This window comes from Mycolicibacterium parafortuitum (assembly GCF_002086815.1).
GTDB lineage: Bacteria > Actinomycetota > Actinomycetes > Mycobacteriales > Mycobacteriaceae > Mycobacterium > Mycobacterium parafortuitum.
Map to the genome: position 1 here is coordinate 46,387 of NZ_MVID01000011.1, position 23,803 is coordinate 70,189.

Annotated in this window: 23 protein-coding genes; 15 read left to right on the plus strand and 8 right to left on the minus strand. The window is 67.0% G+C overall.

Features of this window, described 5'->3' with window-relative positions; genetic code table 11:
* Position 1: 1 nt before the first annotated feature.
* Complete coding sequence (locus tag BST38_RS14000) at positions 2-778, plus strand: sugar phosphate isomerase/epimerase family protein (protein ID WP_237160799.1); 777 nt, start codon at positions 2-4, stop codon at positions 776-778.
* Positions 779-780: 2 nt separating this feature from the next.
* Positions 781-1,992: a DUF1214 domain-containing protein gene (locus BST38_RS14005; RefSeq protein ID WP_083143936.1), complete on the plus strand. Its 1,212-nt coding sequence runs from the start codon at positions 781-783 to the stop codon at positions 1,990-1,992.
* Between the two features lie 80 nt (positions 1,993-2,072).
* Here the strand turns inward: BST38_RS14005 and BST38_RS14010 are convergent, their stop codons facing one another.
* From BST38_RS14010 to BST38_RS14030, 5 genes are all read right to left on the minus strand, one after another.
* Complete coding sequence (locus BST38_RS14010; RefSeq protein ID WP_083144032.1) at positions 2,073-2,510, minus strand: hypothetical protein; 438 nt, start codon at positions 2,508-2,510, stop codon at positions 2,073-2,075.
* Positions 2,511-2,583: 73 nt separating this feature from the next.
* Complete coding sequence (locus tag BST38_RS14015; protein ID WP_083143937.1) at positions 2,584-3,954, minus strand: cytochrome P450; 1,371 nt, start codon at positions 3,952-3,954, stop codon at positions 2,584-2,586.
* Positions 3,955-4,128: 174 nt separating this feature from the next.
* A complete protein-coding gene (locus tag BST38_RS14020; protein WP_083143938.1) occupies positions 4,129-4,323 on the minus strand; it encodes a ferredoxin in 195 nt (64 codons plus the stop codon).
* 33 nt (positions 4,324-4,356) lie between these two features.
* Positions 4,357-5,217, minus strand: a complete 861-nt coding sequence (locus BST38_RS14025; RefSeq protein ID WP_083143939.1) for a mycofactocin-coupled SDR family oxidoreductase — start codon at positions 5,215-5,217, stop codon at positions 4,357-4,359.
* Between the two features lie 35 nt (positions 5,218-5,252).
* Positions 5,253-5,954: an SDR family NAD(P)-dependent oxidoreductase gene (locus BST38_RS14030; RefSeq protein WP_083143940.1), complete on the minus strand. Its 702-nt coding sequence runs from the start codon at positions 5,952-5,954 to the stop codon at positions 5,253-5,255.
* A 266-nt stretch (positions 5,955-6,220) separates the two neighbouring features.
* Here BST38_RS14030 and BST38_RS14035 point away from each other — a divergent pair, with 266 nt between their 5' ends.
* The 12 genes from BST38_RS14035 (at position 6,221) to BST38_RS14090 (ending at position 20,888) form a co-directional block, all read left to right on the plus strand.
* Positions 6,221-7,723 carry an aldehyde dehydrogenase family protein gene (locus BST38_RS14035; RefSeq protein ID WP_083144033.1) on the plus strand — a complete coding sequence of 501 codons (1,503 nt, stop codon included), beginning with the start codon at positions 6,221-6,223 and terminating at the stop codon, positions 7,721-7,723.
* Entirely contained in the window at positions 7,720-8,928 is a 1,209-nt protein-coding gene (locus BST38_RS14040) for a CaiB/BaiF CoA transferase family protein (RefSeq protein WP_083143941.1), read from the plus strand. Before BST38_RS14035 ends, BST38_RS14040 begins: the two co-directional genes overlap by 4 nt.
* A gap of 32 nt (positions 8,929-8,960) precedes the next feature.
* A complete protein-coding gene (locus BST38_RS14045) occupies positions 8,961-10,136 on the plus strand; it encodes a Zn-ribbon domain-containing OB-fold protein (RefSeq protein WP_083143942.1) in 1,176 nt (391 codons plus the stop codon).
* On the plus strand, positions 10,133-11,296 hold the full coding sequence (locus tag BST38_RS14050) for a thiolase C-terminal domain-containing protein (protein WP_083143943.1): 1,164 nt from the start codon (positions 10,133-10,135) through the stop codon (positions 11,294-11,296). The genes BST38_RS14045 and BST38_RS14050 overlap by 4 nt, the downstream gene beginning before the upstream one ends.
* Positions 11,286-12,095 (plus strand): MlaE family ABC transporter permease, encoded by an 810-nt coding sequence (locus tag BST38_RS14055; protein WP_083143944.1) that lies wholly within the window; start codon positions 11,286-11,288, stop codon positions 12,093-12,095. Before BST38_RS14050 ends, BST38_RS14055 begins: the two co-directional genes overlap by 11 nt.
* 7 nt (positions 12,096-12,102) lie before the next feature.
* Complete coding sequence (locus BST38_RS14060) at positions 12,103-12,960, plus strand: MlaE family ABC transporter permease (protein WP_083143945.1); 858 nt, start codon at positions 12,103-12,105, stop codon at positions 12,958-12,960.
* A gap of 103 nt (positions 12,961-13,063) precedes the next feature.
* Positions 13,064-14,254, plus strand: a complete 1,191-nt coding sequence (locus tag BST38_RS14065) for an MCE family protein (protein WP_110781753.1) — start codon at positions 13,064-13,066, stop codon at positions 14,252-14,254.
* Positions 14,251-15,276: an MCE family protein gene (locus BST38_RS14070; protein ID WP_083143947.1), complete on the plus strand. Its 1,026-nt coding sequence runs from the start codon at positions 14,251-14,253 to the stop codon at positions 15,274-15,276. The genes BST38_RS14065 and BST38_RS14070 overlap by 4 nt, the downstream gene beginning before the upstream one ends.
* The gene (locus BST38_RS14075; RefSeq protein ID WP_083143948.1) at positions 15,277-16,380 is read left to right on the plus strand and encodes an MCE family protein; all 1,104 of its coding nucleotides are present in this window, start codon (positions 15,277-15,279) and stop codon (positions 16,378-16,380) included.
* A complete protein-coding gene (locus BST38_RS14080) occupies positions 16,364-17,863 on the plus strand; it encodes an MCE family protein (RefSeq protein WP_083143949.1) in 1,500 nt (499 codons plus the stop codon). The genes BST38_RS14075 and BST38_RS14080 overlap by 17 nt, the downstream gene beginning before the upstream one ends.
* Positions 17,860-19,182 (plus strand): MCE family protein, encoded by a 1,323-nt coding sequence (locus BST38_RS14085; protein WP_083143950.1) that lies wholly within the window; start codon positions 17,860-17,862, stop codon positions 19,180-19,182. Before BST38_RS14080 ends, BST38_RS14085 begins: the two co-directional genes overlap by 4 nt.
* Positions 19,182-20,888 (plus strand): MCE family protein, encoded by a 1,707-nt coding sequence (locus tag BST38_RS14090; RefSeq protein ID WP_083143951.1) that lies wholly within the window; start codon positions 19,182-19,184, stop codon positions 20,886-20,888. Before BST38_RS14085 ends, BST38_RS14090 begins: the two co-directional genes overlap by 1 nt.
* 70 nt (positions 20,889-20,958) lie before the next feature.
* On the opposite strand, the gene BST38_RS14095 is transcribed toward BST38_RS14090, so the two are convergent.
* Positions 20,959-21,477 carry an Rv2253/PknI dimerization domain-containing protein gene (locus BST38_RS14095; protein WP_083143952.1) on the minus strand — a complete coding sequence of 173 codons (519 nt, stop codon included), beginning with the start codon at positions 21,475-21,477 and terminating at the stop codon, positions 20,959-20,961.
* Positions 21,478-21,554: 77 nt separating this feature from the next.
* Between BST38_RS14095 and BST38_RS14100 the strand changes: the two genes are divergently transcribed.
* The gene (locus BST38_RS14100) at positions 21,555-21,980 is read left to right on the plus strand and encodes a hypothetical protein (RefSeq protein WP_083143953.1); all 426 of its coding nucleotides are present in this window, start codon (positions 21,555-21,557) and stop codon (positions 21,978-21,980) included.
* 7 nt (positions 21,981-21,987) lie between these two features.
* On the opposite strand, the gene BST38_RS14105 is transcribed toward BST38_RS14100, so the two are convergent.
* Positions 21,988-22,446: an Rv2576c family protein gene (locus tag BST38_RS14105; RefSeq protein WP_083143954.1), complete on the minus strand. Its 459-nt coding sequence runs from the start codon at positions 22,444-22,446 to the stop codon at positions 21,988-21,990.
* Between the two features lie 53 nt (positions 22,447-22,499).
* Positions 22,500-23,780, minus strand: a complete 1,281-nt coding sequence (locus BST38_RS14110; RefSeq protein WP_083144034.1) for a cytochrome P450 — start codon at positions 23,778-23,780, stop codon at positions 22,500-22,502.
* Positions 23,781-23,803 lie beyond the last annotated feature (23 nt).

The following is a 23,803-nucleotide window of genomic DNA, read 5'->3' on the forward strand; positions in this document are numbered from 1 at the left end:
GGTGACCGGCATCGATCAACGGCTGTCCGTGCACTCTGTGACCTTTCACGGCGCGACGTTGCGCGAGTTCTGCTCGCTATGGGACTCGCTCGGCGCCCGGCGGCTCAGCCTGATCGACACTCAGCTGGCCGACCCCGCGCTCGCGGGCGCCGTTGCCGCCGGCGGCTACTCGGTGGAGTCCGTGTTCCACCTGTTCTCGTCCACCGACGGGCTGCGGCGGGTGATCGCATCGGCGGCTGCCGTGGACGCCCGGGTGGTCTACATGCTGACCGGTGGGCGGGGCGAGCGCAGCTGGGAGGACGCCGCCGGGATGTTCTGTGACGCGGTGCATCCGTGCCTGGAGGAGGCACGCCAGGCCGGGGTGGCGCTGGCCATCGAGAACGCGTCGGGCCTGTACGCCGACATCCACATCGCTCACACGCTGGCCGACACCCTCGAGCTCGCCGAGTCGGCGGGATTGGGGGTGTGCATCGACCTGTTCCACTGCTGGACGGAGGCGCACCTGAACACGCTGTTGGACCGCGCTCTGCCGCGCGCGGAGTTGATTCAGCTCAGCGACTACGTGCTCGGCGACAGGGCACTGCCCGCGCGCGCCGTGCCCGGCGACGGTGCCATACCGCTGGAGTCGTTGATCGCCCATGCACTGGCAGGCGGCTATCGGCATGGATTCGACCTGGAGCTGATCGGTCCCCGCATCGCCGAGGAGGGGCCGCTGGAGGCGTCACGGCGGGGCTGCGCACAGGTCACCGAAATTCTGTCTCGTGTCGAGGAGCGGTAGCGATGGCATACGGCGACGGCCAGGATGACGCGGCGCTGCGGCACGCCTGGGAGACGTTCTGCTACAGGGTGAAGGCGGCTGGGCTGCAGATCTTCAAGGAGCACAATCCCGCCTCGGAGATCCATCGCGTCGACGCGTTGCGCTTCCTCACCCAGAATCTGGGACAGGCCTTCGATCTCGCGCTGGAGACCCGCGACAGCCGGTATCCGAGCCTGCACCCGTTCTGCGGGCCCACCCGAAAGCTCGGCGGGGACTGCGCCGACTTCACGTATCAGCAGGCATGGATCGACGGGCAGTCCACCTACCGCATCGTGGGGGAGCGCGGCACCGCGCGCTTCTTCAACATCACGGTGCAGGGGGCCCGGCCGGAGGGCCCGGACGTCCTACATGAGCCGTTCGGCGATGTGCCGCAAGCCAATCTGTCCGGTGCGCAGCTCCGCACCGATGGGGACGGCAGCTTCGAGGTCTATGTCGGAGGCCCGCCCCGCGACCAGAACTGGCTGCCGACAACCGCGGAATCGCGAAAACTGTTCGTGCGGCAGGGTTTCGACTCGTGGGACGAAGTGCCGGCCCGGATGCGGATCGAACGTGTCGAAATGGCGTCGCCGAAACCGGCGATCACCGCCGCGGAGATGGTCGACGCGATCGAGTGGGCCGGTGGGTTTCTCACCGGTGTGATGGCCGATTGGCCGGACTTCCCGTTCACCCACGGAGGCGCCGACGCCGGCCGGCCGAACGAGTTCCCCGACGTCGTCGACGGTGACGGCGACGCCAAGCGGGGACGGTCGGCGGCGAACATGCACTGGGTGCTCGGTCCCGACGAAGCCATGGTCATCGAGTTCGATGCCCACGAGGGGCTGTGGTCGTTGACGAACATGGGGGTGTTCTTCAACAGCATGGACTACCTCTATCGCCCGGTCAGCTACACGCCGAGCCGGACCCGCGCCGACGCCGACGGCAAGATCCGGCTGGTCCTGGCGCACCGGGACCCGGGCGTCCACAACTGGATCGACAGCCAGGGTTTCGAGCGCGGCAACATCACCTACCGTCACATGCTGGAGGGTTCGCCGGTGAAGTTGTGCACGGAGGTCGTCAAGCACGCGGAGCTGGGGGCGGTGCTGCCCACCGACACCGCGACCGTCACCGCCGAGGAGCGCACGGCGCAGATGTGGCGCAGGTTCAACGCGATCCGGCGGCGCTACTCGCTGCTCTGAGCGGCTGCGAGGGTGCGCGGAATGTCCGCGACGGCAGCGAGTCGCCGGGCAGACATGCGCGCTCGCGGTGCCGGTCGACCCTAGAGTTGCTGGAGCTTGAACGTCCAGAACTGGCTTCCGGGAGGGCCGTTGAAGCAGCCGACGTCGTACTTCGAGTCGATGGTGCCGAGCAGCGTCACGGCGTCCCAGGAGTAGGTCTCGCGGGTCGGCATCACATGCCCTGGGCACTGCAGTCCGTCGCGCACGTCCACGGTGAACGTGTACCGCCCGTCGACCAGCCAGGCCTTGCTCTCGTAGTAGTCGTAGAACTTCAGCCGGGGGCGGGCGGCGACGTTGACGCAGTCCGGGGTCTTCTCCGGGATACACAAGGTGACGAACCAGAACCACGACGCGCGGTTGTACCGATTGGTCAACAGGTCGTAATTGGCCAGCTGCATCCCCGCCTGCGACGGCGGTGCCAGGAACGTCGCGACCGCCGTCAGCGTGGCCGCCACGGCACCGATCCTGCTGAGCCTCATCGCTTCGCCTCCCATACTGTCGCCGCTACATGCAACCACCTCGCCGTGATCCGTGGGGTGAGATCGGCGCACACTAGTCGATGACGGCCTGTTCCTTACGCTCGGTGATGGGCCGTGCCAGCTCCTGCTCATCGCAGATCCGCTGCAGCTTCACCAGCGTCTCGTCCAGTCCGGGGCCCAGCGGCTCACTCGGTGTGAACGTGGCGGGAAGGTTACGCATCCCCTGGATCACGCCGATCGTGTCGTAGTGCACGGTGCCTTCGGGATCGCATACATAGTCGGGCATCCGGTCCAGCACTGCGGTCAGCATCGACTTGAACACCGTGCGGGCCACGTTGGATCCGACGCAACGATGCACGCCGATCCCGAAGCTGAAGTGACGGTTGCCCTTTCGGTCCAGCACGACCTCATTGGGCCGCTCGAAGACGGCAGGGTCGCGGTTGGCCATCGCCCAGGACAGCCACAGCCGCTCGAACTTCTTGAACTGGTGGCCCGCGACCTCCACGTCCTCGGCGAACGTGCGCCCGTCGCCCGGTGCCGGCGTGAAGAAGCGCAGGAACTCCTCGGTGGCCGGAGCCAGCAGGGCATCGCGTTCGCGGGAGAGACGGTCGCGCTCGGCGGGGTGCTCGCCGAGCCACTCCAGCGCGTGCGCGGTCAACGCGGTGGTGGTGTCGAAGCCGCCGCCGATGATCAGACCCAGGTTGCCCAGGATCTCCATGTCGGGGGCGGGCTCCCCGTCGATGCGCAACTGCAGCAACGCATTGACCAGACCCGGGCGCGGATCCTCGCGGATCTCCATCATGTTGTTGATGAGATCGATACCCATCTCACGATGCTGCTCGTTGATCTTCTCGCGTTCCGGAGCGTGCTCGGGGGTGTAGACCGACGCGTGCGTGGGCTCGCTGTAGACATTCCACTTGTCGAGCTTGATGCCCATCATCGCCAGCGTGAACACCGCGGGCACTACGTTGGCGAGGTGGTCGACGAAGTCGATCTTTCCCGACTCGATGTGTTCATCGAGTGCCGCACGGGTGATCTCGTCGATGAACGGTTCCCACCGCTTGATCGCCGCGGGGGACAGGTACGGGTTCAGTGCTCCGCGATAGGCGCTGTGCTCCGGTTCGTCCATCTCCAGGATGCCGCCGCGGACCACGGTCGCTCGGCTGGCCTTCGGAATGGTGATGCCCTGAAACGGAGTCTCGCCGGAGATGTCGTGGTGATTCGACACCGCGGGGCAGCGCGCCAACTCGAAGACGTGCTTGCTGTCGGCGGCCACCCAGTGCCCGTTGTAGACATCGGTCCATGCCATCGGGCACTTGGACTGCATTTCTTCGGTGATCTTCTCGAACTGCAGCCGGTACTCGGGGGTGTGCCGGTCGAAGTGGTAGGTGTTTCGCTTCCGGTTGTCGTCGGCGGTGCCGGTCACGACGTCGTCGACACTCAAGGTTTCACTCCGCTTCTACTGTTGTTGGTTCTTCGCGCGAGCGCTCATCAGCGTGATTGGTTCTTCGCGCGAGCGCTCATCAACCTCGTTGGTTCTTCGCGCGAGCGCTCATCACCTTGTTGGTTCTTCGCGCGAGCGCTCATCGACCTTGTTGGTTCTTCGCGCGAGCGCTCATCACTCTTCTATCGAGATGGCCTGTTCGGGGCACGACTGCACCGCCTCACGCACCGCGTCCTCCTGACCCGGTGGGACGACTTCGTTGACCGGGGACGCGGTCCCGTCGATATCGCTGAGCTCGAAGGAATCCGGGGCGATCATCGAGCACAACGTATGCCCTTGGCAGCGGCCGGAATCAACAAAAACCTTCATGTCTGGTCCCTTCTCCGTCGTTCCCGGCTGGCGTCAGATGTGGTAGTCGTACCACTTCAGGTAGCCACCGGCGTCGACGCGCAACTGCATGCCGGTGACGTACCTGGCCTCGTCGGAGACCAACCACAAGATCGCGTTGCTGATGTCCTCTGGCTCGATGAAGTTGACCTTCATCGCCTGCTGCACACCGAAAACCGGCTCGGCGTCGGCCCGAGTCGGGTTCTCCAGGTCGGGTCGGAACGACTTGTACATCGGCGGGCTCTGCAGCATGTCGGTGTTGCAGTTGGTCGGATGAACCACGTTGGCGCGGATGCCGCGCACCGCCAGCTCGGTGGCGAGGTCGTGGACATACTGCGACAGAAGGCGTTTCGACGTCATGTACGCCATGCCGCCCGGGTCGCCGCCGGGATTGGGCTTGTTGTGGGCGTCCATCAGCGCGGCGGTCGAGCCGGTAGCGACGATCGATGCGCCCTCCTTGAGGTGGGGAAGCGCAACCTGGATCGCGTTGATCGTGCCGATCAGGTTGGTGTTGATCACGTCGGTCCACGCCTGCAGCGGGGGTTGGCCCTTCATGCCGGCGATACCGGCCTGGGCGACCACGATGTCGAGGCCGCCGAGCTGCGCGATGCCGTCCTCGAGGGCCTTCTTGAGCTGTGCGGCGTCGCGGACGTCGGCCTTCGCGGTGACGATGCGCTGCCCCGTCTTCTCGACGAAGGCCGCGGTCTCGTCGAGGTCTTCCTGAGTGGCCATCGGGTAGCCGATGGTGTCGACGTTCTCGCACAGATCGACGGCGATGATGTCGGCGCCTTCTTCGGCGAGCCGGACTGCGTGGCTGCGGCCCTGGCCGCGTGCCGCGCCCGTGATGAAGGCGATCTTGCCTTGAACCCGTCCCATTAACACTCGTCCTTTCGCTGAAATCTGTTGGCTGCTCAGGTGTTCCGGCCGCCGTTGACGCCGAGGATCTGGCCGGTGATGTAGCCCGCCTCCTCGGAGATGAAGAACGCGCACGCCGCGGCGATGTCCTCGGGGCGGCCCATCCGACGCACGGGGGTCTGCTGGATCTGCTTGTCGGTGTCGCCGAGGAAGCCGCGCTGCTCGGCTTTGCGCAACATCGGGGTGTCGATGAAGCCGGGCGGGACCGCGTTGACCGTGATCCCGTGCGGGCCGTACTCGAGCGCCAGGGACTTGGTGAGCCCGTTGACCGCTGACTTGGCGGCGACGTAGGGCGACATGAACGGCTGGCCGGAGTGGGTGCTCGACGACGAGATGTTCACGATGCGGCCCCAGCCGGCCTCGATCATGTCGGGCAGCACGGCCTGCGTGCAGTGGAAGACGCCATTGAGGTTGACGTCGACGACCTTCTGCCATTCGTCGAAGGACAGGTCGAGGAACTTCTTGAAACGGTCCAACCCGGCGGCGTTCACCAGCACGGTGACCGGTCCGAGCTCGGCGCGGATCTCGGCGAGCGCCCCGTCGACGGCCGCGCGGTCGGTGACATCGGCGGCGTAAGAGAACTTCGCATCACCGGGGTTGAGATCGATGATCGCCACCTGCAGACCGTCCGCCCGCAGACGGTCTGCCACCGCGGCGCCGATACCCGAAGCGCCTCCGGTCACTACTGCGTTCTTCACGCGGCCCTCAGTAGTCAAGAATCATCCTTCCGAATATGAGAACCGTACTCTCGCATTATGTGAGACCGCAAGACAAGAGCGGCGGTGTGTTCGCACTGGTGAGACGTCTAGCGCAGGATTGTCGCACCGTTTCCTGCAGGCAGCGGGGGTTCTCGTCATTTTCTTGAGTTCTCATCGTACGAATGTATGATTCGCCGGTGATGAGAATGCAGTTTCCATCACATACGGACACTTCCCGCCGGTGACGTCACAGCACGAGGAGGATGATGCAGGAAACAGCCACGATCTCGGGTGACAGCGGCAGCGCTCAGGCAGAGGATCAGCCTGCCCAACGCCGCCTTCTCATCGGCGGGCGGCTCATCGAGAGCGAGCGGACGTTTCCTTCGCTGAATCCAGCCACCGGCGAGGTGCTCGGGTATGCCCCCGATGCGGGCGTCGCCGACGCCGAGGCCGCGGTCGCGGCGGCGCGTGCGGCGTTCGACGCGGGGGACTGGGCCACCGACACCGCACTGCGGATCCGTTGCCTGGAGCAGCTCCATGCCGCGCTGATCGAGCACCGTGACGAGCTCGCGGAACTGACCATCGCCGAAGTCGGCGCCACCCCGGCGCTGTGCCAGGGCGCGCAGTTGGACCAGCCGATCGCAATCGTGCGGTACTACGCCGACCTGCTGAAGACGTATCCGCTGAGCGAGGACCTCGGCAACATCGAGAGCCGCGGCATGCAGCACCACCGCTGGGTCGAGAAGGAGGCCGCGGGCGTCGTCGCCGCGATCATCGCCTACAACTATCCGAACCAGTTGGCCTTGGCCAAGCTCGCGCCGGCACTGGCGGCGGGCTGCACCCTTGTGCTCAAGTCGGCCCCTGACACCCCGCTCGTCACGCTCGCGCTCGGCGAGCTGATCGCCAACCACACCGACATCCCGCCCGGTGTGGTCAACGTGCTTTCCGGCGCCGACCCGGCCGTCGGCGCGGCGCTGACCACCAGCCCCGACGTCGACATGGTCACCTTCACCGGATCGACCCCGACCGGGCGCGCGATCATGGCCGCCGCCAGCGGAACGCTGAAGAAGGTTTTCCTCGAACTCGGCGGCAAGTCGGCGGCCATCGTCCTCGACGACGCCGACTTCAACACCGCCGCGCTGTTCTCCGCGTTCAGCATGGTCACCCACGCCGGGCAGGGCTGTGCGCTGACCTCGCGGCTGCTGGTGCCGCGCAAGCACAAGGACGAGATCGTCGAGTTGGTCAAGAACAACTTCGGACTCGTGCGGCTGGGAAACCCGGCGGATCCGTCGACTTACATGGGTCCGCTGATCAGCGAGAAGCAGCGCGACAAGGTCGACGGCATGGTGCAGCGCGCGGTGGCCGCCGGGGCCACCCTGGTCACCGGCGGCGAGAAGGTCGACCCGGGCTACTTCTATACGCCGACCCTGCTCGCCGACGTCGATCCCGACAGCGAGATCGCCCAGGAGGAGGTGTTCGGCCCGGTGCTGGCCGTCATCGCCTACGAGGACGACGACGACGCGGTGCGCATCGCGAACCACTCCATCTATGGGCTGTCGGGTGCGGTGTTCGGCAGCCAGGAGCGCGCGCTGGCGGTGGCACGGCGCATCCGTACCGGCACGTTCTCGATCAACGGTGGCAACTACTTCAGCCCCGACAGCCCGTTCGGCGGCTACAAACAGTCCGGCATCGGCAGGGAGATGGGCAGGGCCGGCCTGGAGGAGTTCTTGGAATCGAAGACTTTCGCAACGGTGGTGGAACAAGCATGAGTAAGCCATTGGACGGCATCCGGGTGCTTGAGGTCGCGATGTACGGCTTCGTCCCGTCGGCGGGCGCGGTGCTCGCCGAATGGGGCGCCGACGTGGTCAAGGTCGAGCACGCCGTCACCGGCGACCCGCAACGCGGCCTGCGCCAGACCGGCCTGTTGCGGGTGGAGGGCGACCCGAACCCGAACATCGAGCACGCCAACCGCCTCAAGCGCAGCATCGGCCTGGACATGACGGTCCCCGAGGGCAAAGAGGTGCTTCTGGAACTGGCGCGTCGCTCCGATGTGTTCCTGACCAGCTTCCTGCCCGGTCACCGGCAGAAGTTCGGAATCGACGTCGACGACATCCGCGCCGTCAACCCGAAGATCATCTATGCCCGTGGCAGCGCGCTCGGACCGCGCGGCACGGAGTCGGTCAAGGGTGGCTACGACATGACCGCATTCTGGTGCAGGGCAGGCACTGCCGCCACGATCACGCCGCCGGGCACCCCGGGCATGGTCGGCCCGCCCGGACCGGCCTACGGCGACACCATCTCCGGCACCAACCTCGCCGGCGGCATCGCCGCGGCGCTGCTCAAGCGGGAACGCTCCGGTGAACCGTCGGTCGTCGACGTGTCTCTGCTCGGCAGCGGACTGTGGGCGATGGGCCACACGGTGGCGCTGACCAAGCATCTCGGTGAGCGCATGGAGGCCTTCCCGCCGGGTGTGCACGGTTCACCGATCAACCCGCTTGTCGGGTTGTACGCGACGGCCGACGGCCGCTACATCTCCTTCGTGATGATGCAGCCGACCAAGTTCTGGGCCGATGTCTGCAAGCACATGGATCTCGACGAGCTCGCCGACGACCCGCGGTTCGCGACCGCCGAGTCCATCGCCGAGAACACCGAAACGGGAGTGGAGGTCCTGTCCGAGGCGATGGCCAAGCGCACGCTCGCCGAGTGGAGTGAGCGGTTCGCGACGCTGGCCGGGCCGTGGGCCCCGGTGCAGGACACCCTGCAGGCGGCCGAGGACGCCCAGGTGCGTGCCAACGAATACCTGGTCCAGGCAGGCGAACTCGAGCTGGTGGCCAACCCGGTGCAGTTCGACGTCGCCGCGCCCGTGTCGGGTCCGGCGCCCGGATTCGCCGAGCAGACCGACGATATCCTCGTCGAACTCGGCCTGGACTGGGACCGCATCATCGAGCTCAAGACCGCCGGCGCGGTCACCTGACCGTCCACGGTCGAGATCTGGAGAAACTGTCAATGCCCTACGTCGCGTCCGTCGGCACGTACCTCCCGTGCTGGGGTTCGGCCGTACATCGGGTCGCCGGCGACGACGAGGACGCCGTCACGATGGCGGTCGAGGCGGGTAGGGCAGCGCTGACCGAAGCCGGCGCGGTCGAGCGGGTGGTGCTGGTCAGTCGCGATCTGCCGCTGCTGGAAAGTAGCAATGCCGCAGTGCTTCTCGCCGGGCTCGGACTCGACCCGGAGCTGGAGGTCGACGAACGCCTCGGCGGTGCGCCGGCCACCGTCGACGCCCTCAGCTCCGCGCGTCCACGCACGCTGATCATCGGTGCCGACCTGGCGCCCGCCGGCGCGGCGGCGATCCTGACCGCCGAACGGGGTCTGCAGGTGCGCACCGCCGCTCGTGTCGCGCGCAGCCTTCCGGTACGCACCCGCAACGCGACCGGCGACGTGCACGACTACGGCGACCCACGGCTGCTGCACGAGCGCGGGTTGATCGCCTCGCTGGCCGCGGCGTGGCTGGACACCCCGGTGGCGATCGCCGGCGTCGACCACGCACGAGCGGTCGAACTGTGCCTGCCCGGACCGCCGGTGCTGCCGACCACCGGCGCCAGTGCCAGCCTGTTCGCGCTGGCCGGACTCGCCGAGCAGGGCAAGGCAGGCCCGCTGGTGGCCGTCGAGCAGGCCATTCTGTCCGGCATCAGCGTCAGCGGTGGCAGCGCCCGAATCCACCGGCGGGAGCCGCAGCCGCAGTCCCAACTTGACGGTGGCCAGGTGTCCGGCGCGGAGATCCCGATCTCGCTGGCCGCCTACGAGCGGGCGTTCGAGGCGAAAGTGCGTTGGGAGGCGGGGCGATTCGCCGGGTCCGGTGAGCTGGACTTTCCGCCGCGCTACCGGGTCAGCGACGACGGGGCGTTGGCCACCGATTACGAGCTTGTGCCGCTGCCACGCACCGGCACCGTCTACACCGAGACCACGGTGAACATCCCGGTGCCCGGGCTGCGCACGCCGTACTCGTTGGTCATCGTCGAGCTCGACGGTGTCGGGGTGCGTGCGCTGGTGAAGGTCACCGGCGCCACGCCGGGCGCCGTCGACATCGGGGACCGCGGCCGGCTGGCGTTGCGCCGGGTGGCAGTGCGCTCCGGGGTGCCCGACTACGGCTACGCGTTCGAGCCGGACCGGGGTGCGGCGTGAGGCGCGTCGCGATCGTCGGGGCGGGAATGACGCCGTTTGCCGAGCATTTCGCGCTGGGCATCAAAGATCTGCTGCCGATGGCTTTCTCGGAGTGTGCGGCCACCGTCGACAAGGGCCTGGCCAAAAGTGACCTGCAGGCCGCGTGGTTCGGTGCGATGGGCACCGCCGACGGATTCCCGTCCGGAATCCTCGCCGACACGCTGGGTCTGCCCGACCTGCCGGTCACGCGGATTGAGAACTCCTGCGCGACCGGTCATGACGCGATCCGCAACGCGTTGTTCGGGGTTGCTTCCGGCGCGTTCGACGTCGCTCTGGTCGTCGGTGCGGATAAGCTGCGCGACACCACATCCGCGGACATGCTCTGGGAGTGGGAGGCCATGGCACGCGATATGGCCTGGGATTTTCCCCTCGGCTTGGTCGCTCCCGCTGGATTCGCCTTACATGTTCGTCGATATCTCCACGAATCTCCGGCAACTGAAGAACACTTAGCCATGGTGGCGGTCAAGAACCACCGACACGGAGTGAACAACCCCAAAGCGCGGCTGCGCTTCGAGATCACGATGGAGCAGGCACTGAACGCACCAACGGTGGTGACCCCGTTCCGGATGTATGACTGCGCGCCGCAGAGTGACGGTGCCGCAGCGCTTGTGATCGCCGCGGAGGAGGTCGTGGATCGGTTCACCGACCGGCCGGTCTGGATCCGCGGCGTCGGGCTGGGGCTGGATTCGGTGATGCACCAGCACAAGCCGGACATGACTACGTTCCCGGCCACCACGAGGGCGGCGAAGCAGGCGTTTTCGATGGCGGGCCTGACCCCGTCGGACGTCGACGTCGCCGAGGTGCACGACTTCCTGACCGGTATCGAGCTGATGAGCTACGAGGACCTCGGCTTCGCCGAGAGGCTCGGTGGCTACAAACTTCTGGAGGCCGAGGTGACCAGCGTCGGAGGAGCCCTGCCGGTGAACCCCAGTGGCGGGCTCAAAGCCAAGGGGCATCCGCCGGGCGCGACCGGGGTGGCCCAGTGCGTCGAGTTGTTCGTCCAGCTGCGCGGCGAGGCGGTCAACCAGGTCGACGGCGCACGAATCGGACTGGCGCACACTATCGGCGGCCCGACGGCCGTCTCGGCGGTGACGCTGCTGGAGGGTCCCGATGGCGGTTAAAGGACCGGAACGGTGGACGACCGGGATCTCGCTTCCCAACGGTTTGTCGGGTGCGATGCAGGCCGTCGGCGGATTCTTCTCGATGGCGCTCGACGCGGTGCGCTATGTGTTCGTGCGGCCGTTCCAGTGGCGGGAGTTCCTGGAGCAGTGCTGGTTCGTGGCGAAGGTGTCGATGGCCCCGACGCTGCTGGTGGCGATCCCGTTCACCGTGCTGGTGTCGTTCACACTGAACATCCTGCTGCGGGAGCTCGGTGCGGCGGATCTGTCCGGGGCGGGCGCGGCGTTCGGCGCGGTCACCCAGGTCGGCCCGCTGGTGACGGTGCTGATCGTCGCCGGCGCGGGCGCGACGGCGATGTGCGCTGATCTGGGGTCGCGCACCATCCGGGAGGAGATCGACGCGATGGAGGTGCTGGGCATCAACCCGGTCCAGCGCCTCGTGACACCCAGGATGCTCGCCGCGGGGTTGGTCGCGCTGCTGCTCAACAGCCTGGTGGTGATCATCGGCATCCTCGGCGGCTACTTCTTCTCGGTGTTCGTCCAGGACGTGAACCCGGGTGCCTTCGCCGCGGGAATCACGCTGCTGACCGGCGTGCCCGAGGTGATCATCTCGTGCATCAAGGCCGCGCTGTTCGGTCTGATCGCAGGACTGGTGGCGTGCTATCGCGGGCTGACCATCACCGGCGGCGGCGCCAAGGCCGTCGGTAACGCGGTCAACGAAACGGTGGTGTACGCGTTCATGGCGCTGTTCGTGATCAACGTGGTCGTCACGGCCATCGGCATCCGGATGACGACGGGCTAGGAACGATATGGGTACTTCAGCAGTCATCCGGTCGCGGTTCCCGCGGCTCGTCGACCATCTGGGCCGGCCGATCTCACTGCTCGGCCGCCTCGGCGATCACGTGCTGTTCTACGGCCGCGCGATCGCGGGTGTGCCCCATGCGGCGGTGCACTTCCGCAAGGAGATCATCCGGTTGATCGCCGAGATCTCCATGGGTGCGGGCACGTTGGCGATGATCGGCGGCACCGTGGTGATCGTCGGCTTCTTGACCCTGGCCGCGGGCGGCACACTGGCGATCCAGGGTTACAGCTCGCTGGGCAACATCGGTATCGAAGCACTGACCGGATTCCTGGCCGCGTTCATCAACGTGCGCATCGCCGCACCAGTGGTCGCCGGGATCGGGCTGGCCGCGACGTTCGGTGCCGGGGTGACCGCGCAGTTGGGCGCGATGCGGATCAACGAGGAGATCGACGCGCTGGAGTCGATGGGGATCCGGCCGGTCGAATACCTGGTGTCGACACGCATCGTGGCCGGCATGGTCGCCATCACTCCGCTGTACTCGATCGCGGTGATCCTGTCGTTCGTGGCGTCGCAGTTCACCACCGTGGTGTTGTTCGGACAGTCCGGTGGACTCTACGACCACTACTTCGACACGTTCCTGAACCCGATCGACCTCCTGTGGTCGTTCCTGCAGGCCGTACTGATGGCGATCGCGATCCTGTTGGTGCACACCTACTTCGGCTACTTCGCCTCGGGTGGACCCTCGGGCGTGGGTGCCGCGGTCGGTAACGCGGTGCGCACCTCCCTGGTCGTTGTGGTGTCGGTGACACTGCTGGTGTCGCTGTCCATCTACGGTTCCAACGGCAACTTCAACCTGTCGGGCTAGGGGAGACGAGTTGAGTAGAAACCTGGGACCAGGCCCACTCCACCGGTCCGAAACGCAAAGCACCGCAGCACCGCTGGCGGCGTCCTCGGGACGCCACTTCGGGGTGTCGAACGCGGTACGGCCACTGGCCGGGCTCGGCCTGGTGGTGGCGCTGGTGCTCATCCTCGCGCTCGCGATCGGGTTGTTCGCCGGCAAGTTCACCGAAACCGTTCCGGTGACCGTGATCTCCGAGCGCGCCGGTCTGGTGATGAACCCCGACGCCAAGGTCAAGATGCGCGGCGTACAGGTCGGTTCGGTCAAATCGATCGACTACCGGCCGGACGGCACCGCGGCACTGCAGCTGAACATGGATCCCTCGCAGCTGCACCTGATCCCGGAGAACGTCAACGTCGACATCGCGTCGTCAACTGTGTTCGGGGCGAAGTTCGTCCAGCTCGAAGCACCTGAGAACCCGACCGGTCAACTGCGCGCGGGGCAGGTGCTGCGCGGTGAGCACATCACCGTCGAGATCAACACGGTGTTCCAGCAACTCGTGCGGGTGCTCGACGCGGTGGAACCGCAGAAGCTCAACGAGACGCTCGGTGCGCTGTCGCAGGCGTTCAGTGGTCGCGGCGAGAAGTTCGGTCAGACGCTGTCGAATTTCAACCAGTTGCTGGGCAAGCTCGAACCGAGCCTGCCCAACCTGGCCCATGACATCGAGGCCGCCGTCCCCACACTGGAGGCCTACGGCGATGCGGCACCCGATCTCGTCTCGACGATCGACAACTTCACGACGCTGGGCAATTCCATCGTCGACGAGCAGGACAACCTGGACCGGTTCCTGGTGAGCTCGATCGGGCTGGGCGAGATCGGCAACGAGGTGCTCGGTGAGAACCGGGAAGGACTGACCAGCGTCGCCAAGGTGCTCGTGCCGACCACCGAGTTACTCCACGATTACCGAAAGTCCCTGTGGTGCGGCATCGGTGGTCTGGTGCCGTTCGCGACGTCGCCGCCGCAGTTCTCCGGCGTCTTCGTTTCGGCCGGCCTGACACTGGGTGTGGAGCGCTACCGCTACCCGCGCGACCTCCCGAAGGTCGCCGCATCCAGCGGCGGACGCGACTACTGCACCGAGCTCGGCCTGCCCGAGATGCCCCCCGAGTTCGTGCCGCCGTTGATCGTCGGTGACGTCGGCTCGAATCCGGCGCAGTACGGCAACCAGGGCATCCTGCTGAACTCCGAAGGATTGAAGAACTGGCTGTTCGGCCCGCTGGACGGCCCGCCGCGCAACTCCGCACAGATCGGACAGCCCGGATGACGCGCTCGACGACGACGCTGATCAAGTTCACCGTCTTCGGCCTGGTGATGGCCGTGCTCACGGCCTTTCTGTTCCTGGTGTTCAGCGACACCAGAACAGGTGCGGCCAACGAGTATTCGGCCGTGTTCAACGATGCGTCGCGACTGAAGTCCGGCGACACGGTGCGCATCGCGGGCATCCGCGTCGGCACCGTCAAGGGCGTCGAGCTGCAGGCCGACCGCAGTGTGCTCGTCACGTTCGACGCCGACCGCAACACCAGGCTGACCACCGGCACCAACGCTGCGATCCGCTACCTGAACCTGGTCGGGGACCGATACCTGGAGCTCGTCGACACCCCCGACTCCAACCAGATTCTGCCCGCGGGAGCCCAGATCCCGAACGAGCGCACCGCGCCCGCACTGGATCTCGATGTACTGCTGGGCGGGCTGCGGCCCGTGATCCAGGGGCTCAATCCCAAGGACGTCAACGCGCTGACCTCGTCGCTGGTGCAGATCCTGCAGGGGCAGGGCGGAACGCTGGATTCGCTGTTCGCCAAGTCGTCGACGTTCACCACCGCGCTGGCCGACAACAGCCAGATCATCGAGTCCCTGATCGACGAGTTGCGGACCGTGCTGGACACGATCGCCAGGGACGGCGACGAATTCTCCGGTGCGATCGACAAACTGGACCAACTCGTCACCGGCCTGTCCGCCGATCGCGACCCGATCGGCACGGCGATCACCGCGCTGGACAAGGGCACCGCGTCGATCGCGGATCTGCTCAGCCGGGGCCGGGCGCCGCTGGGCAACACCATCGACGAGCTCAGTCGGCTGGCGCCGCTGGTCGACAACGACCTGGACCGGACAGACGCCACGCTGTCCCGCCTGCCGGAGGTCTACCGCAAGCTGGCCCGCGTCGGCTCGTACGGCGCGTGGTTCCCGTACTACATCTGCGGGATCTCGTTCCGCGCCAGCGACCTCGAAGGTCGCACCGTGGTCTTCCCCTGGATCAAGCAAGAAGAGGGAAGGTGTGTGGACGAGTAGATGCTGAAATACCGCGGATCCCAACTCGTCAGGGCCGGCTTCATCGGCGTTGTCCTGATCATCCTCGTCATCGCTGTCGGCCTGCAGCCCGAACGGTTGCTGTCCTGGGCGACGTCGGTGCGCTACCAGGCCCTGTTCACCGAAGCCGGCGGACTGACCGTCGGCAACGATGTCACCGTGTCCGGCATCAAAGTCGGCACCGTGTCCTCGATCGAACTCGACAACGGCGACGCCCTGGTCGGGTTCACCATCGACGGCAAGTACGCCTTGGGCTCGGACACCACCGCCCACATCCGCACCGGGACCCTGCTCGGTGAACGGGTTCTCGCCCTCGACTCCGACGGCAGCGGCACGCTGGACTCGCAGCAGGTCATCCCGACCACCAGAACGTCGTCGCCGTACTCGCTGACCGACGCGGTCGGCGAACTGACGGAGAACACCCGTGACACCGACACCGCCCAGCTCAACCAGTCACTCGACGTGCTGTCGCAGACGCTCGACCAGATCGCCCCGCGGCTCGGGCCGACGTTCGACGGGCTGTCACGGTTGTCGCAGTCGCTGAACAACCGCAACGAGAGCCTGTCCGAACTGCTGCGCACCGCCGGCGAGGTGACCGGGATCTTCGCCGACCGCAGCGAGCAGGTGAACACGCTGATCCTGAACGCCAACGATCTGGTCGCGGTGCTCAACGAGCGCAGGCGCCAGATCACCAGCCTGCTGGCCAACATCTCGACGGTGTCCCAACAGCTTTCGGCGGTGGTCGCCGACAACGAGGCCGAACTCTCGCCCGCGCTGGAGCGGATCAACAACGTCACGCGGATGCTCGAGCGCCACCGCGACGACCTGGCCAAGATGCTGCCGGGGGCGGCGAAGTACTACCTGACCCAGGGCGAGATCGTCTCCAACGGCGCGTATTACAACGCGCTGGTGCCGAACATCCAGCCCGCACAGCTGCTGCAGCCGTTCCTCGACTACGCATTCGGATTCCGCAACGGAGTCGACATCGGTCAACCGCCGGACAACGCGGGCCCACGCGCGCAGCTCCCGTTCCCTGTCAACAGCCTTCCGCAGCCTGGAGACCTCCCTGATGATGGCAACCCGTAAACGGGTGGTGGCCGGCACCGCGGTGCTGCTGGCCATCCTCCTCGTCGCCGGCGCGGTGTTCCTTGCCCGGCAGGTGTTCTTCGGGCCGACGACGATCACCGCGTACTTCCCGACCGCGACCGCGATCTACCCGGGGGACGAGGTGCGGGTGTCGGGTGTCGCGGTGGGCACGATCGACAAGATCGAACCCGAGGGCACGCAGACCAAGATGACGTTGAAGGTCGACCGGGGCGTACCGGTCCCCGCCGACGCGAAGGCCGTCATCGTCGCGCAGAACCTCGTCGCGGCCCGGTATGTGCAACTCACGCCGGCCTATCGGGACGGCAATGGGCCCACCATGGCCGACGGCGCCGTGATCCCCGAGGAACGCACTGCCGTTCCGGTCGAATGGGACGAGGTCAAGACCCAGCTGATGCGGCTGTCCGAGGAACTCGGCCCACAGGCCGGGGTGTCGGGCACCGCGATCTCACGGTTCGTCGACAGCGCCGCGAACGCGATGGACGGCAACGGCGAGAAACTCCGCGAAACGCTGCGGCAGCTCTCCGGTGCCGCCCGCATCTTCGCCGAGGGCAGCGGCAACATCGTCGACATCATCGAGAACCTGCAGATCTTCGTCACCGCGCTGCGCGACAGCAAGGACCAGATCGTGCTGTTCCAGAACCGCTTGGCGACGTTGACCAGCGTCATCAACGACAGCCGGTCGGACCTGGATTCCGCGCTGTCCGAACTGTCGGTGGCGATCGGGGAGGTCCAGCGCTTCGTCGCGGGCAGCCGGGAACAGACCACCGAGCAGATCCGCAGTCTCGGTCAGGTCGCCCAGATTCTCGCCGAGAACCGCACGGCGCTGGAGAACGTGCTGCACATCACCCCGAACGCGATCGCGAACTTCGAGAACATCTTCTACCCGAACGGCGGATCGGTGACCGGTGCGTTCGCGTTGTCGAACTTCTCGAATCCGGTGTGGTTCGTCTGCGGTCTGATCGGTGGCGTCGCGAACACGACCGCCCCGGAGACGGCGAAGCTGTGCGCGCAATACCTCGGTCCGGCACTGCGATTGCTGAACTTCGGCGGGCTGCCGTTCCCGATCAACCCGTACCTGCGCCCCGCGGTCAGCCCGGACCGGCTCATCTACACCGATCCGAAGCTGGCGCCCGGTGGGGCAGGACCGGGCGACCCGCCGGAGCCCCCGCCGACCGTGTCCGCCTACATCGGGTCGGGCGACGTCGCACCGCCACCCGGTTGGAACGCACCTCCCGGTCCGCCCGGGCTCTACCAGCCCGACCCGGACGCCCCCGCCACACCGTCGCCGGCGCTGTTCCCGGGTGCGCCGCTGCCGGGTCCGCCGCGAATCCTGTCGAACATCCCGCCCGCGGGTTCGGCGCCGGCAACCGTCGACGGGCTGCTGTTGCCGCCCACCCCCGCACCCGCCGGCCCCGCGCCGAACGGGCCTCTGCTGCCGGCAGAAGGGACGCCGCCGTCATGATCCGCAGTGTCAAATCGCTTGCCACGCTCGGCTGCGCCGCCGCCGTCACGCTGTCCGGGTGCTCGTTCCAGGGCGTCAACTCGCTGCCGCTGCCCGGTGCGGTCGGCCGCGGCGGGGACGCGGTGACCTACCACATCCAGGTCCCCAATGTGGCCACGCTGGAGTCGAATTCACCGGTGATGATCGACGACGTGGTCGTCGGCAGCGTCGGGAGGATGACGGTGCAGGACTGGCACGCCGACGTCGAGGTGTCGGTCAAGCCGGACGTCGTGATCCCCGCCAACGCGGTGGCCACGGTCGGGCAGACCAGCCTGCTCGGCTCGATGCACCTGTCGCTGAACCCGCCGCTGGGCGATGCCCCGAGCGGACGGTTGCAGCCCGGTGCGACGCTGCCGCTGAACTCGGCGTCGACGTATCCGACGACCGAGCAGACCCTGTCGTCGCTGTCGACCGTGGCCAACGGCGGAGGCCTCGGGCAGATCGGCGACATCATCCACAACATGAGCACCGGTCTCGCCGGACGCGAGGACGAGGCCCGGGAACTGTTGCAGCGCCTCGACAATTTCATCGGTGTGCTCGATGAGCAGCGGGACAACATCATCGCGACGATGACCCAACTGCGACGAGTCGCCGGGACCTTCGCCGGCCAGCAGCAGGTGATCGACCGCGCGCTGAAGGAGCTGCCGCCGGCCATCGACGTGCTGATCCGGGAACGGCCGCAGTTCACCACCGCGTTGCGGAAACTCGGCGAGTTCAGCGACACCGCCACCGGTGTGGTCAACGACGCCGGTGACGACCTGATCAAGGACCTGGAGAAGCTCGGCCCGGTACTCGGTGCACTCGCCGACGTCGGCCCCGACCTGAACCTGGCGCTGCTGTGGGCGACGGCGTTCCCGTACGGGCCGACCTTCGCCGACCGCATCACCCGCGGCGACTACATCAACCTGTACGCGACCTTCGACCTGACCTACCCGCGGTTGAAGAAGACGCTGCTGCTCGGTACCCGCTGGGGTGACGAGAACGCGAAACTGATTCCGGCGCCTGGGGATCCGTACTACCTGAACTACTCGTACGATCCGCTCAAGCTCGGTGTCGCGCCGCCGCCCGCGGAGGCGCTGCCGCCTCCGTCCGAGGCCGCGGCGGGTGCACCGGCGCTCCCGCCGATCACCGAGCCGCTGCTGCCGGTGACGCCGCCGCCTCCCGCGGCGCCGTGGCTGCCGCAGTCGCAACCGATCACCCCGGGCAACATCTTTGCCGGTCCCTATGCCAACGACGCCGTGCCGGCGGCAGTCGCGCCGACACCAGGAGGTGGGGGCTGATGCTGACCCGTTTTGTCCGCAACCAGCTGATCATCTTCACCATCGCGTCGATCGTCGGCGTCGCGGTGATGCTGTTCGCCTACATGCAGGTGCCCACGCTGCTCGGCATCGGGCGTCTCGCGGTGACCCTGGAACTGCCCGAATCCGGTGGGCTGTACCGCTTCAGCAACGTCACCTACCGCGGTGTCCAGGTCGGTAAGGTCACCGAGGTCCGGCTCACCGAGCACGGCGCCGAGGCGACCCTGTCGCTGGACACCTCGCCGGACATCCCGGTGGATCTGCGGGCCGAGGTGCGCAGTGTGTCGGCTGTCGGTGAGCAGTACGTGGATCTGCTGCCGCAGACCGACGAAGGACCGTTCCTGGAGAACGGATCGCGGATCCCGGCGTCACGCACGGTGGTGCCGCAGCAGGTGGGGCCGATGCTCGACCAGCTCAGCGCGATGGTCGACAGCCTGCCCAAGGACCGGATCCCGGATCTTCTCGACGAGACCTTCAAGGCGTTCAACGGTGCGGGTCCGGATTTCGGGTCGCTGCTCGATTCCGCGACCACGCTGGCGACCGACGCCAATGGTGTGTCGGACCAGATGCGCACCCTGATCGACGACAGTCGACCACTGCTGGATTCGCAGGCCGAGACCACCGACGCGATCCGCACCTGGGCGCGCAGCCTCAACGGCATCTCCGCGCAAGTGGTGCAGAACGATCCGCAGATCCGCGCGCTGCTCGAGCGCGGTCCCGGCTTCGCGCAGGAGGTGAGTTCGCTTCTGCAGGAGGTGAAGCCGACGCTGCCGATCCTGCTGGCCAACCTCACCACGGTGGGCCAGACGCTGCTGACCTACAACCCGGCACTGGAGCAGCTGTTGGTGTTGTTCCCCGGAATCATCGCCGCGCAGCAGTCGTTCGGTCTGCCGCAGAACAACCCGACAGGTCTGCCGGCAGGCGACTTCGCGTTGACGATCGGCGATCCCAATCCGTGTTCGGTCGGCTTCCTTCCGCCATCGCAGTGGCGCAACCCGGAGGACGAAACCGTCATCGACACCCCGGACGGCCTGTATTGCAAACTGCCGCAGGACAGTCCGCTGAACGTTCGCGGCGCACGCAACTATCCCTGCATCGAGCATCCCGGGAAGCGCGCTCCCACAGTCGAACTCTGCAACGACCCTCGTGGGTTCGTGCCGCTGGCGATGCGTAACCATCTCACCGGTCCGTACCCGTTCGACCCGAGCCTTGTCGCACAGGGTATTCCGATCGACGACCGGGTCGAGGGTGAGGACCGTATCCACGCGCCGCTGCAGGGCACTCCGCTGCCGCCGGGTGCGGTGCGCGGCGGGACGCCGCCGGTGTCCGAGCCGGGAACACCGGCGTTCCCGGTCGGCCCTCCCGGACCGCCGGTGCCTGGTGTGGCGCCGGCACCGCCGCAACCGTTGTTCGCCCCGCCGGCCCCACCGCCGGCCCCACCGCCGGCCCCGCTGCCGCCCGGTCAGGGCCCGCTGCTGCCCAACCAGGCCGTCCCCGCGCCCCAGGGCGCGACGCCCGTCGCCCCGAGCGCATTCGGTGGCGGCGCATCCGGAGGGCCGAGCATCGCGTCGGCGACCTACGACCCGCAGACCGGGCAGTACCTGACCGCCGACGGCGGATTACACCAGATCAGCACTGTCACAGCGGGTTCAGCGCCGAAGTCGTGGAAGGACCTGTTGCCGATGTGACGGCACGGCGCTGGACGCCGAGACCGCATTCCGACGCTGCTGGAATGCGATCTCGGCGCAGAGTGCCCCTCTAGGAGATCTTGTCCATCCGAACCGGCAGCTCGATCACCTTCGCCAGGTTCACACCGCACGCGCCGCTGTCGCTCTTGGTGATGTTGCGACCATTGAAGGTGGTGATGTCACGAGTCTTCGAGCGCGCGGTCACCGGGTCCCACCCGACCAGAATGAACTTCTGGTAGCCGGTCGCGAAAGTTCCGTTCGGGCAAGGCATCCAGTTCGGGACGACGTGCTCGACGAACCAATATGCGTCCAGCCGGGCGGTTCCCGTCCAGCCGAGGCTGCTCTTGACTTCGCCGAAACACTCGATAGGGCTCACACACTTGGTGTTCACCGTCCATGTCTCCAGAACCGACTGTTCCTTGATCTTCACGCCGTTGGTCCGGGCCCACGCGCCGTCGGAGTACACGCTCCAGGTGCCGGTGATGTCGACGCCCCAATCCTCGGCGTGCGCCGACGGTGCGACGCCGACGCTTCCGAGTACCGCCATGGCTGTCGCTGCGATACCACTGACCACCCGTGTTACGCGCATGGCTCCAGCCTATCGCCGCCGCCAGTTGTGCTCTCCAAAAGCGAGAATTTCGTTCCGCCGCATGGGAAAATGTGCGGATGCGATCCCTCGTCGCAGCGCTTGCTGCTCTGGCCGCCCCGGCAGTCCTGACGGCAGCGCCGGCAACGGCGGCCCCGCCGCCACCGCCTCCCGGCGGGGAGTGCAACTACCCCAATTGCACGCCCGGTATCCAGCCGAATGTGGTGCTGGGCTCCTACTGCTCCAACACCACGTATTACGTGTTCGGCGTGACGGATTGGGGTCGGCTGGTGTTCTGCGGATCGCCGCGGCGGTACGAGCCGCGGTGGTTCCGCTCGCCGGAGATGCACGGCGTCAAGAACGTCGGAGATCTGTGCCCGGCGCTCGACGGCGAGGTGGCCCAGGCGCCGGACGGGTTGTTCCTGACCTGCATCGCCAAGGACAACCGGTCCTACTGGGAGCGTGGCGACGCCTCCGTCGGCGGCGGGAACCCGCCGCCGCAGTAGCCGGCGGCTACCAGGGGCGCTGCGAGCAGAGCGCTCCGCGCAGGCCGGAATCGGTGGCGACGACGACATCGTCGACTCGTAACTCGCACACGAAGCCGGGCGCGGCCAGGTCGGCCGTTTGAGCCGTGGGCAGACCCACCACGACCATCGACCACTGTGCGGGATCGGCCAGCCAGGTCTCGAACACCCACGGCTTGTCGGGTCCGAGATTGGCCTCCTGGTTCGGCGTGTAGAGATACGGATTATGGCTGTACTCGGCCCAGTTCGGCGGATCCTTCTCGCGGTAGTAGATCTCGGCGTTCGCGATGTCCTGGCTGGCGCCCACCGTGTACTTGATGTGGTGCAACGGCGGAGGCGGCGGTGGTGCGGGCTGGGCGGCAGCGCTGCCGGCGCCCAGGACGGCGCTCGTCGAGAGCAGGCCCGCCACCGGGGCAGCCAGAAGCGTAAGCGTCTTGCGGAACACCATTTTTCGAGTTTAGAACGACACTACGGCCACCGGGCGCGAATCGCTTGCGCCGCCTAACGAATCGGAGTGAAGGTGATGTTGACGTCGGTCAGGCCGCGCAGGATGAACGTCGGCTCGTAGTTGTACGTCCGGTTTCCGGGCGGTCCGTGCAGCTCCTCGTCGATGGCGATGTCGCCCATGCGGTCCAGGATGCGTTCGATCGACACCCGGCCCTCCACGCGGGCCAGCGGGCCGCCCGGGCACGAGTGCACGCCGCGGCCGAACGCGATGTGCTCGCGGACGTTCTTGCGGTCCAGGTCGAAATCGTGCGGATTGTCGAACCGGTTCGGATCGCGGTTGACCGCGCCGGGGCAGATCATCAGCGTGGTGCCGGCGGGGACGTCGATGTCGCCGATCTTGGTGTTCTTCTTGGCCAGCCGGAACTGGCTCTTGACCGGTGCGTCCATCCGCAGCGCTTCCTCGACGAAGACCGGGATGCGGGTACGGTCGCGGCGCAGCCGCTCCTGGATCTCCGGATGGTCGCCGAGCACCCGCATCGACGCCGACAGCAGCTTGGTCGTGGTCTCCTGGCCCGCCGCGAACAGGAACGTCGCCGAGCGCACCACCTCGATGACCGGCGGCGTGGAGCCGTCCGGGTACTTCGCCGTCGCCAGCGCGGTGAGCACGTCGTCGCGGGGGTCCTTGCGCCGGTCCTCCAGGTACTTGATGAACTTCTCGTCCAACCACTCCAGGGGGTTGGCGCCGACCAGGTCGCTGTGGTCGAGCGAACCGACGTTGGCGCCCGGGCGCGGCGCACCCAGCACGGTGCGGAACTCCTCGTGATCCTCTTCGGGCACCCCGAGCATATCGGCGATCACCAAGAGCGAGAACGGCTTTGCGTAGGCCGTGAGGAACTCGCAGCGGCCGGCGTCGATGAAGTCGTCGAGCACCTCGTCGGCGAGGCGCCACATGAAGTCCTCGTTCTCCTTAAGCCGGCTCGGCGTCAGCAGCCGGTTGAGCAGCGAACGGGCGTAGGTGTGGTCGGGCGGATCCATCGTGACCATGTGTTCGAACATCGGCATCTGTGACCGATGCTCGGTGATCTGGTCGGTGATGTCGTCACCTTCGGGGGTGAACGGCAGCGGCGGGAACGGCCCGGCGACCGCGATGCACGACGAGTACGTATCCGAGTCCTTCAGCACGACGGCCGCCTCGTCGTAGCCGGTGACGGCCAGCACGCCGTAGTTCGGCTCCCGGGTCACCGGGCACTTGCTGCGCAGGTGGTCGAAGTACGGGTGCGGGTCCGGTACCAGGGACGGATCGGTGAAGTAGTCGATCGTGTCGAAGTCGGTCATGTCCATGGCCTCCCGGGGCTGGC

Coding starts and splice junctions, on each gene's coding strand:
- BST38_RS14005 (WP_083143936.1), top strand. CDS start 781: ATGGCATACGGCGACGGCCAGGATGACGCGGCGCTGCGGCACGCCTGG.
- BST38_RS14085 (WP_083143950.1), top strand. CDS start 17,860: ATGATCCGCAGTGTCAAATCGCTTGCCACGCTCGGCTGCGCCGCCGCC.
- BST38_RS14090 (WP_083143951.1), top strand. CDS start 19,182: ATGCTGACCCGTTTTGTCCGCAACCAGCTGATCATCTTCACCATCGCG.
- BST38_RS14010 (WP_083144032.1), bottom strand. CDS start 2,510: ATGAGGCTCAGCAGGATCGGTGCCGTGGCGGCCACGCTGACGGCGGTC.
- BST38_RS14060 (WP_083143945.1), top strand. CDS start 12,103: ATGGGTACTTCAGCAGTCATCCGGTCGCGGTTCCCGCGGCTCGTCGAC.
- BST38_RS14045 (WP_083143942.1), top strand. CDS start 8,961: ATGCCCTACGTCGCGTCCGTCGGCACGTACCTCCCGTGCTGGGGTTCG.
- BST38_RS14040 (WP_083143941.1), top strand. CDS start 7,720: ATGAGTAAGCCATTGGACGGCATCCGGGTGCTTGAGGTCGCGATGTAC.
- BST38_RS14095 (WP_083143952.1), bottom strand. CDS start 21,477: ATGCGCGTAACACGGGTGGTCAGTGGTATCGCAGCGACAGCCATGGCG.
- BST38_RS14055 (WP_083143944.1), top strand. CDS start 11,286: ATGGCGGTTAAAGGACCGGAACGGTGGACGACCGGGATCTCGCTTCCC.
- BST38_RS14105 (WP_083143954.1), bottom strand. CDS start 22,446: ATGGTGTTCCGCAAGACGCTTACGCTTCTGGCTGCCCCGGTGGCGGGC.
- BST38_RS14110 (WP_083144034.1), bottom strand. CDS start 23,780: ATGACCGACTTCGACACGATCGACTACTTCACCGATCCGTCCCTGGTA.
- BST38_RS14075 (WP_083143948.1), top strand. CDS start 15,277: ATGCTGAAATACCGCGGATCCCAACTCGTCAGGGCCGGCTTCATCGGC.
- BST38_RS14035 (WP_083144033.1), top strand. CDS start 6,221: ATGCAGGAAACAGCCACGATCTCGGGTGACAGCGGCAGCGCTCAGGCA.
- BST38_RS14100 (WP_083143953.1), top strand. CDS start 21,555: ATGCGATCCCTCGTCGCAGCGCTTGCTGCTCTGGCCGCCCCGGCAGTC.
- BST38_RS14070 (WP_083143947.1), top strand. CDS start 14,251: ATGACGCGCTCGACGACGACGCTGATCAAGTTCACCGTCTTCGGCCTG.
- BST38_RS14080 (WP_083143949.1), top strand. CDS start 16,364: ATGATGGCAACCCGTAAACGGGTGGTGGCCGGCACCGCGGTGCTGCTG.
- BST38_RS14025 (WP_083143939.1), bottom strand. CDS start 5,217: ATGGGACGGGTTCAAGGCAAGATCGCCTTCATCACGGGCGCGGCACGC.
- BST38_RS14020 (WP_083143938.1), bottom strand. CDS start 4,323: ATGAAGGTTTTTGTTGATTCCGGCCGCTGCCAAGGGCATACGTTGTGC.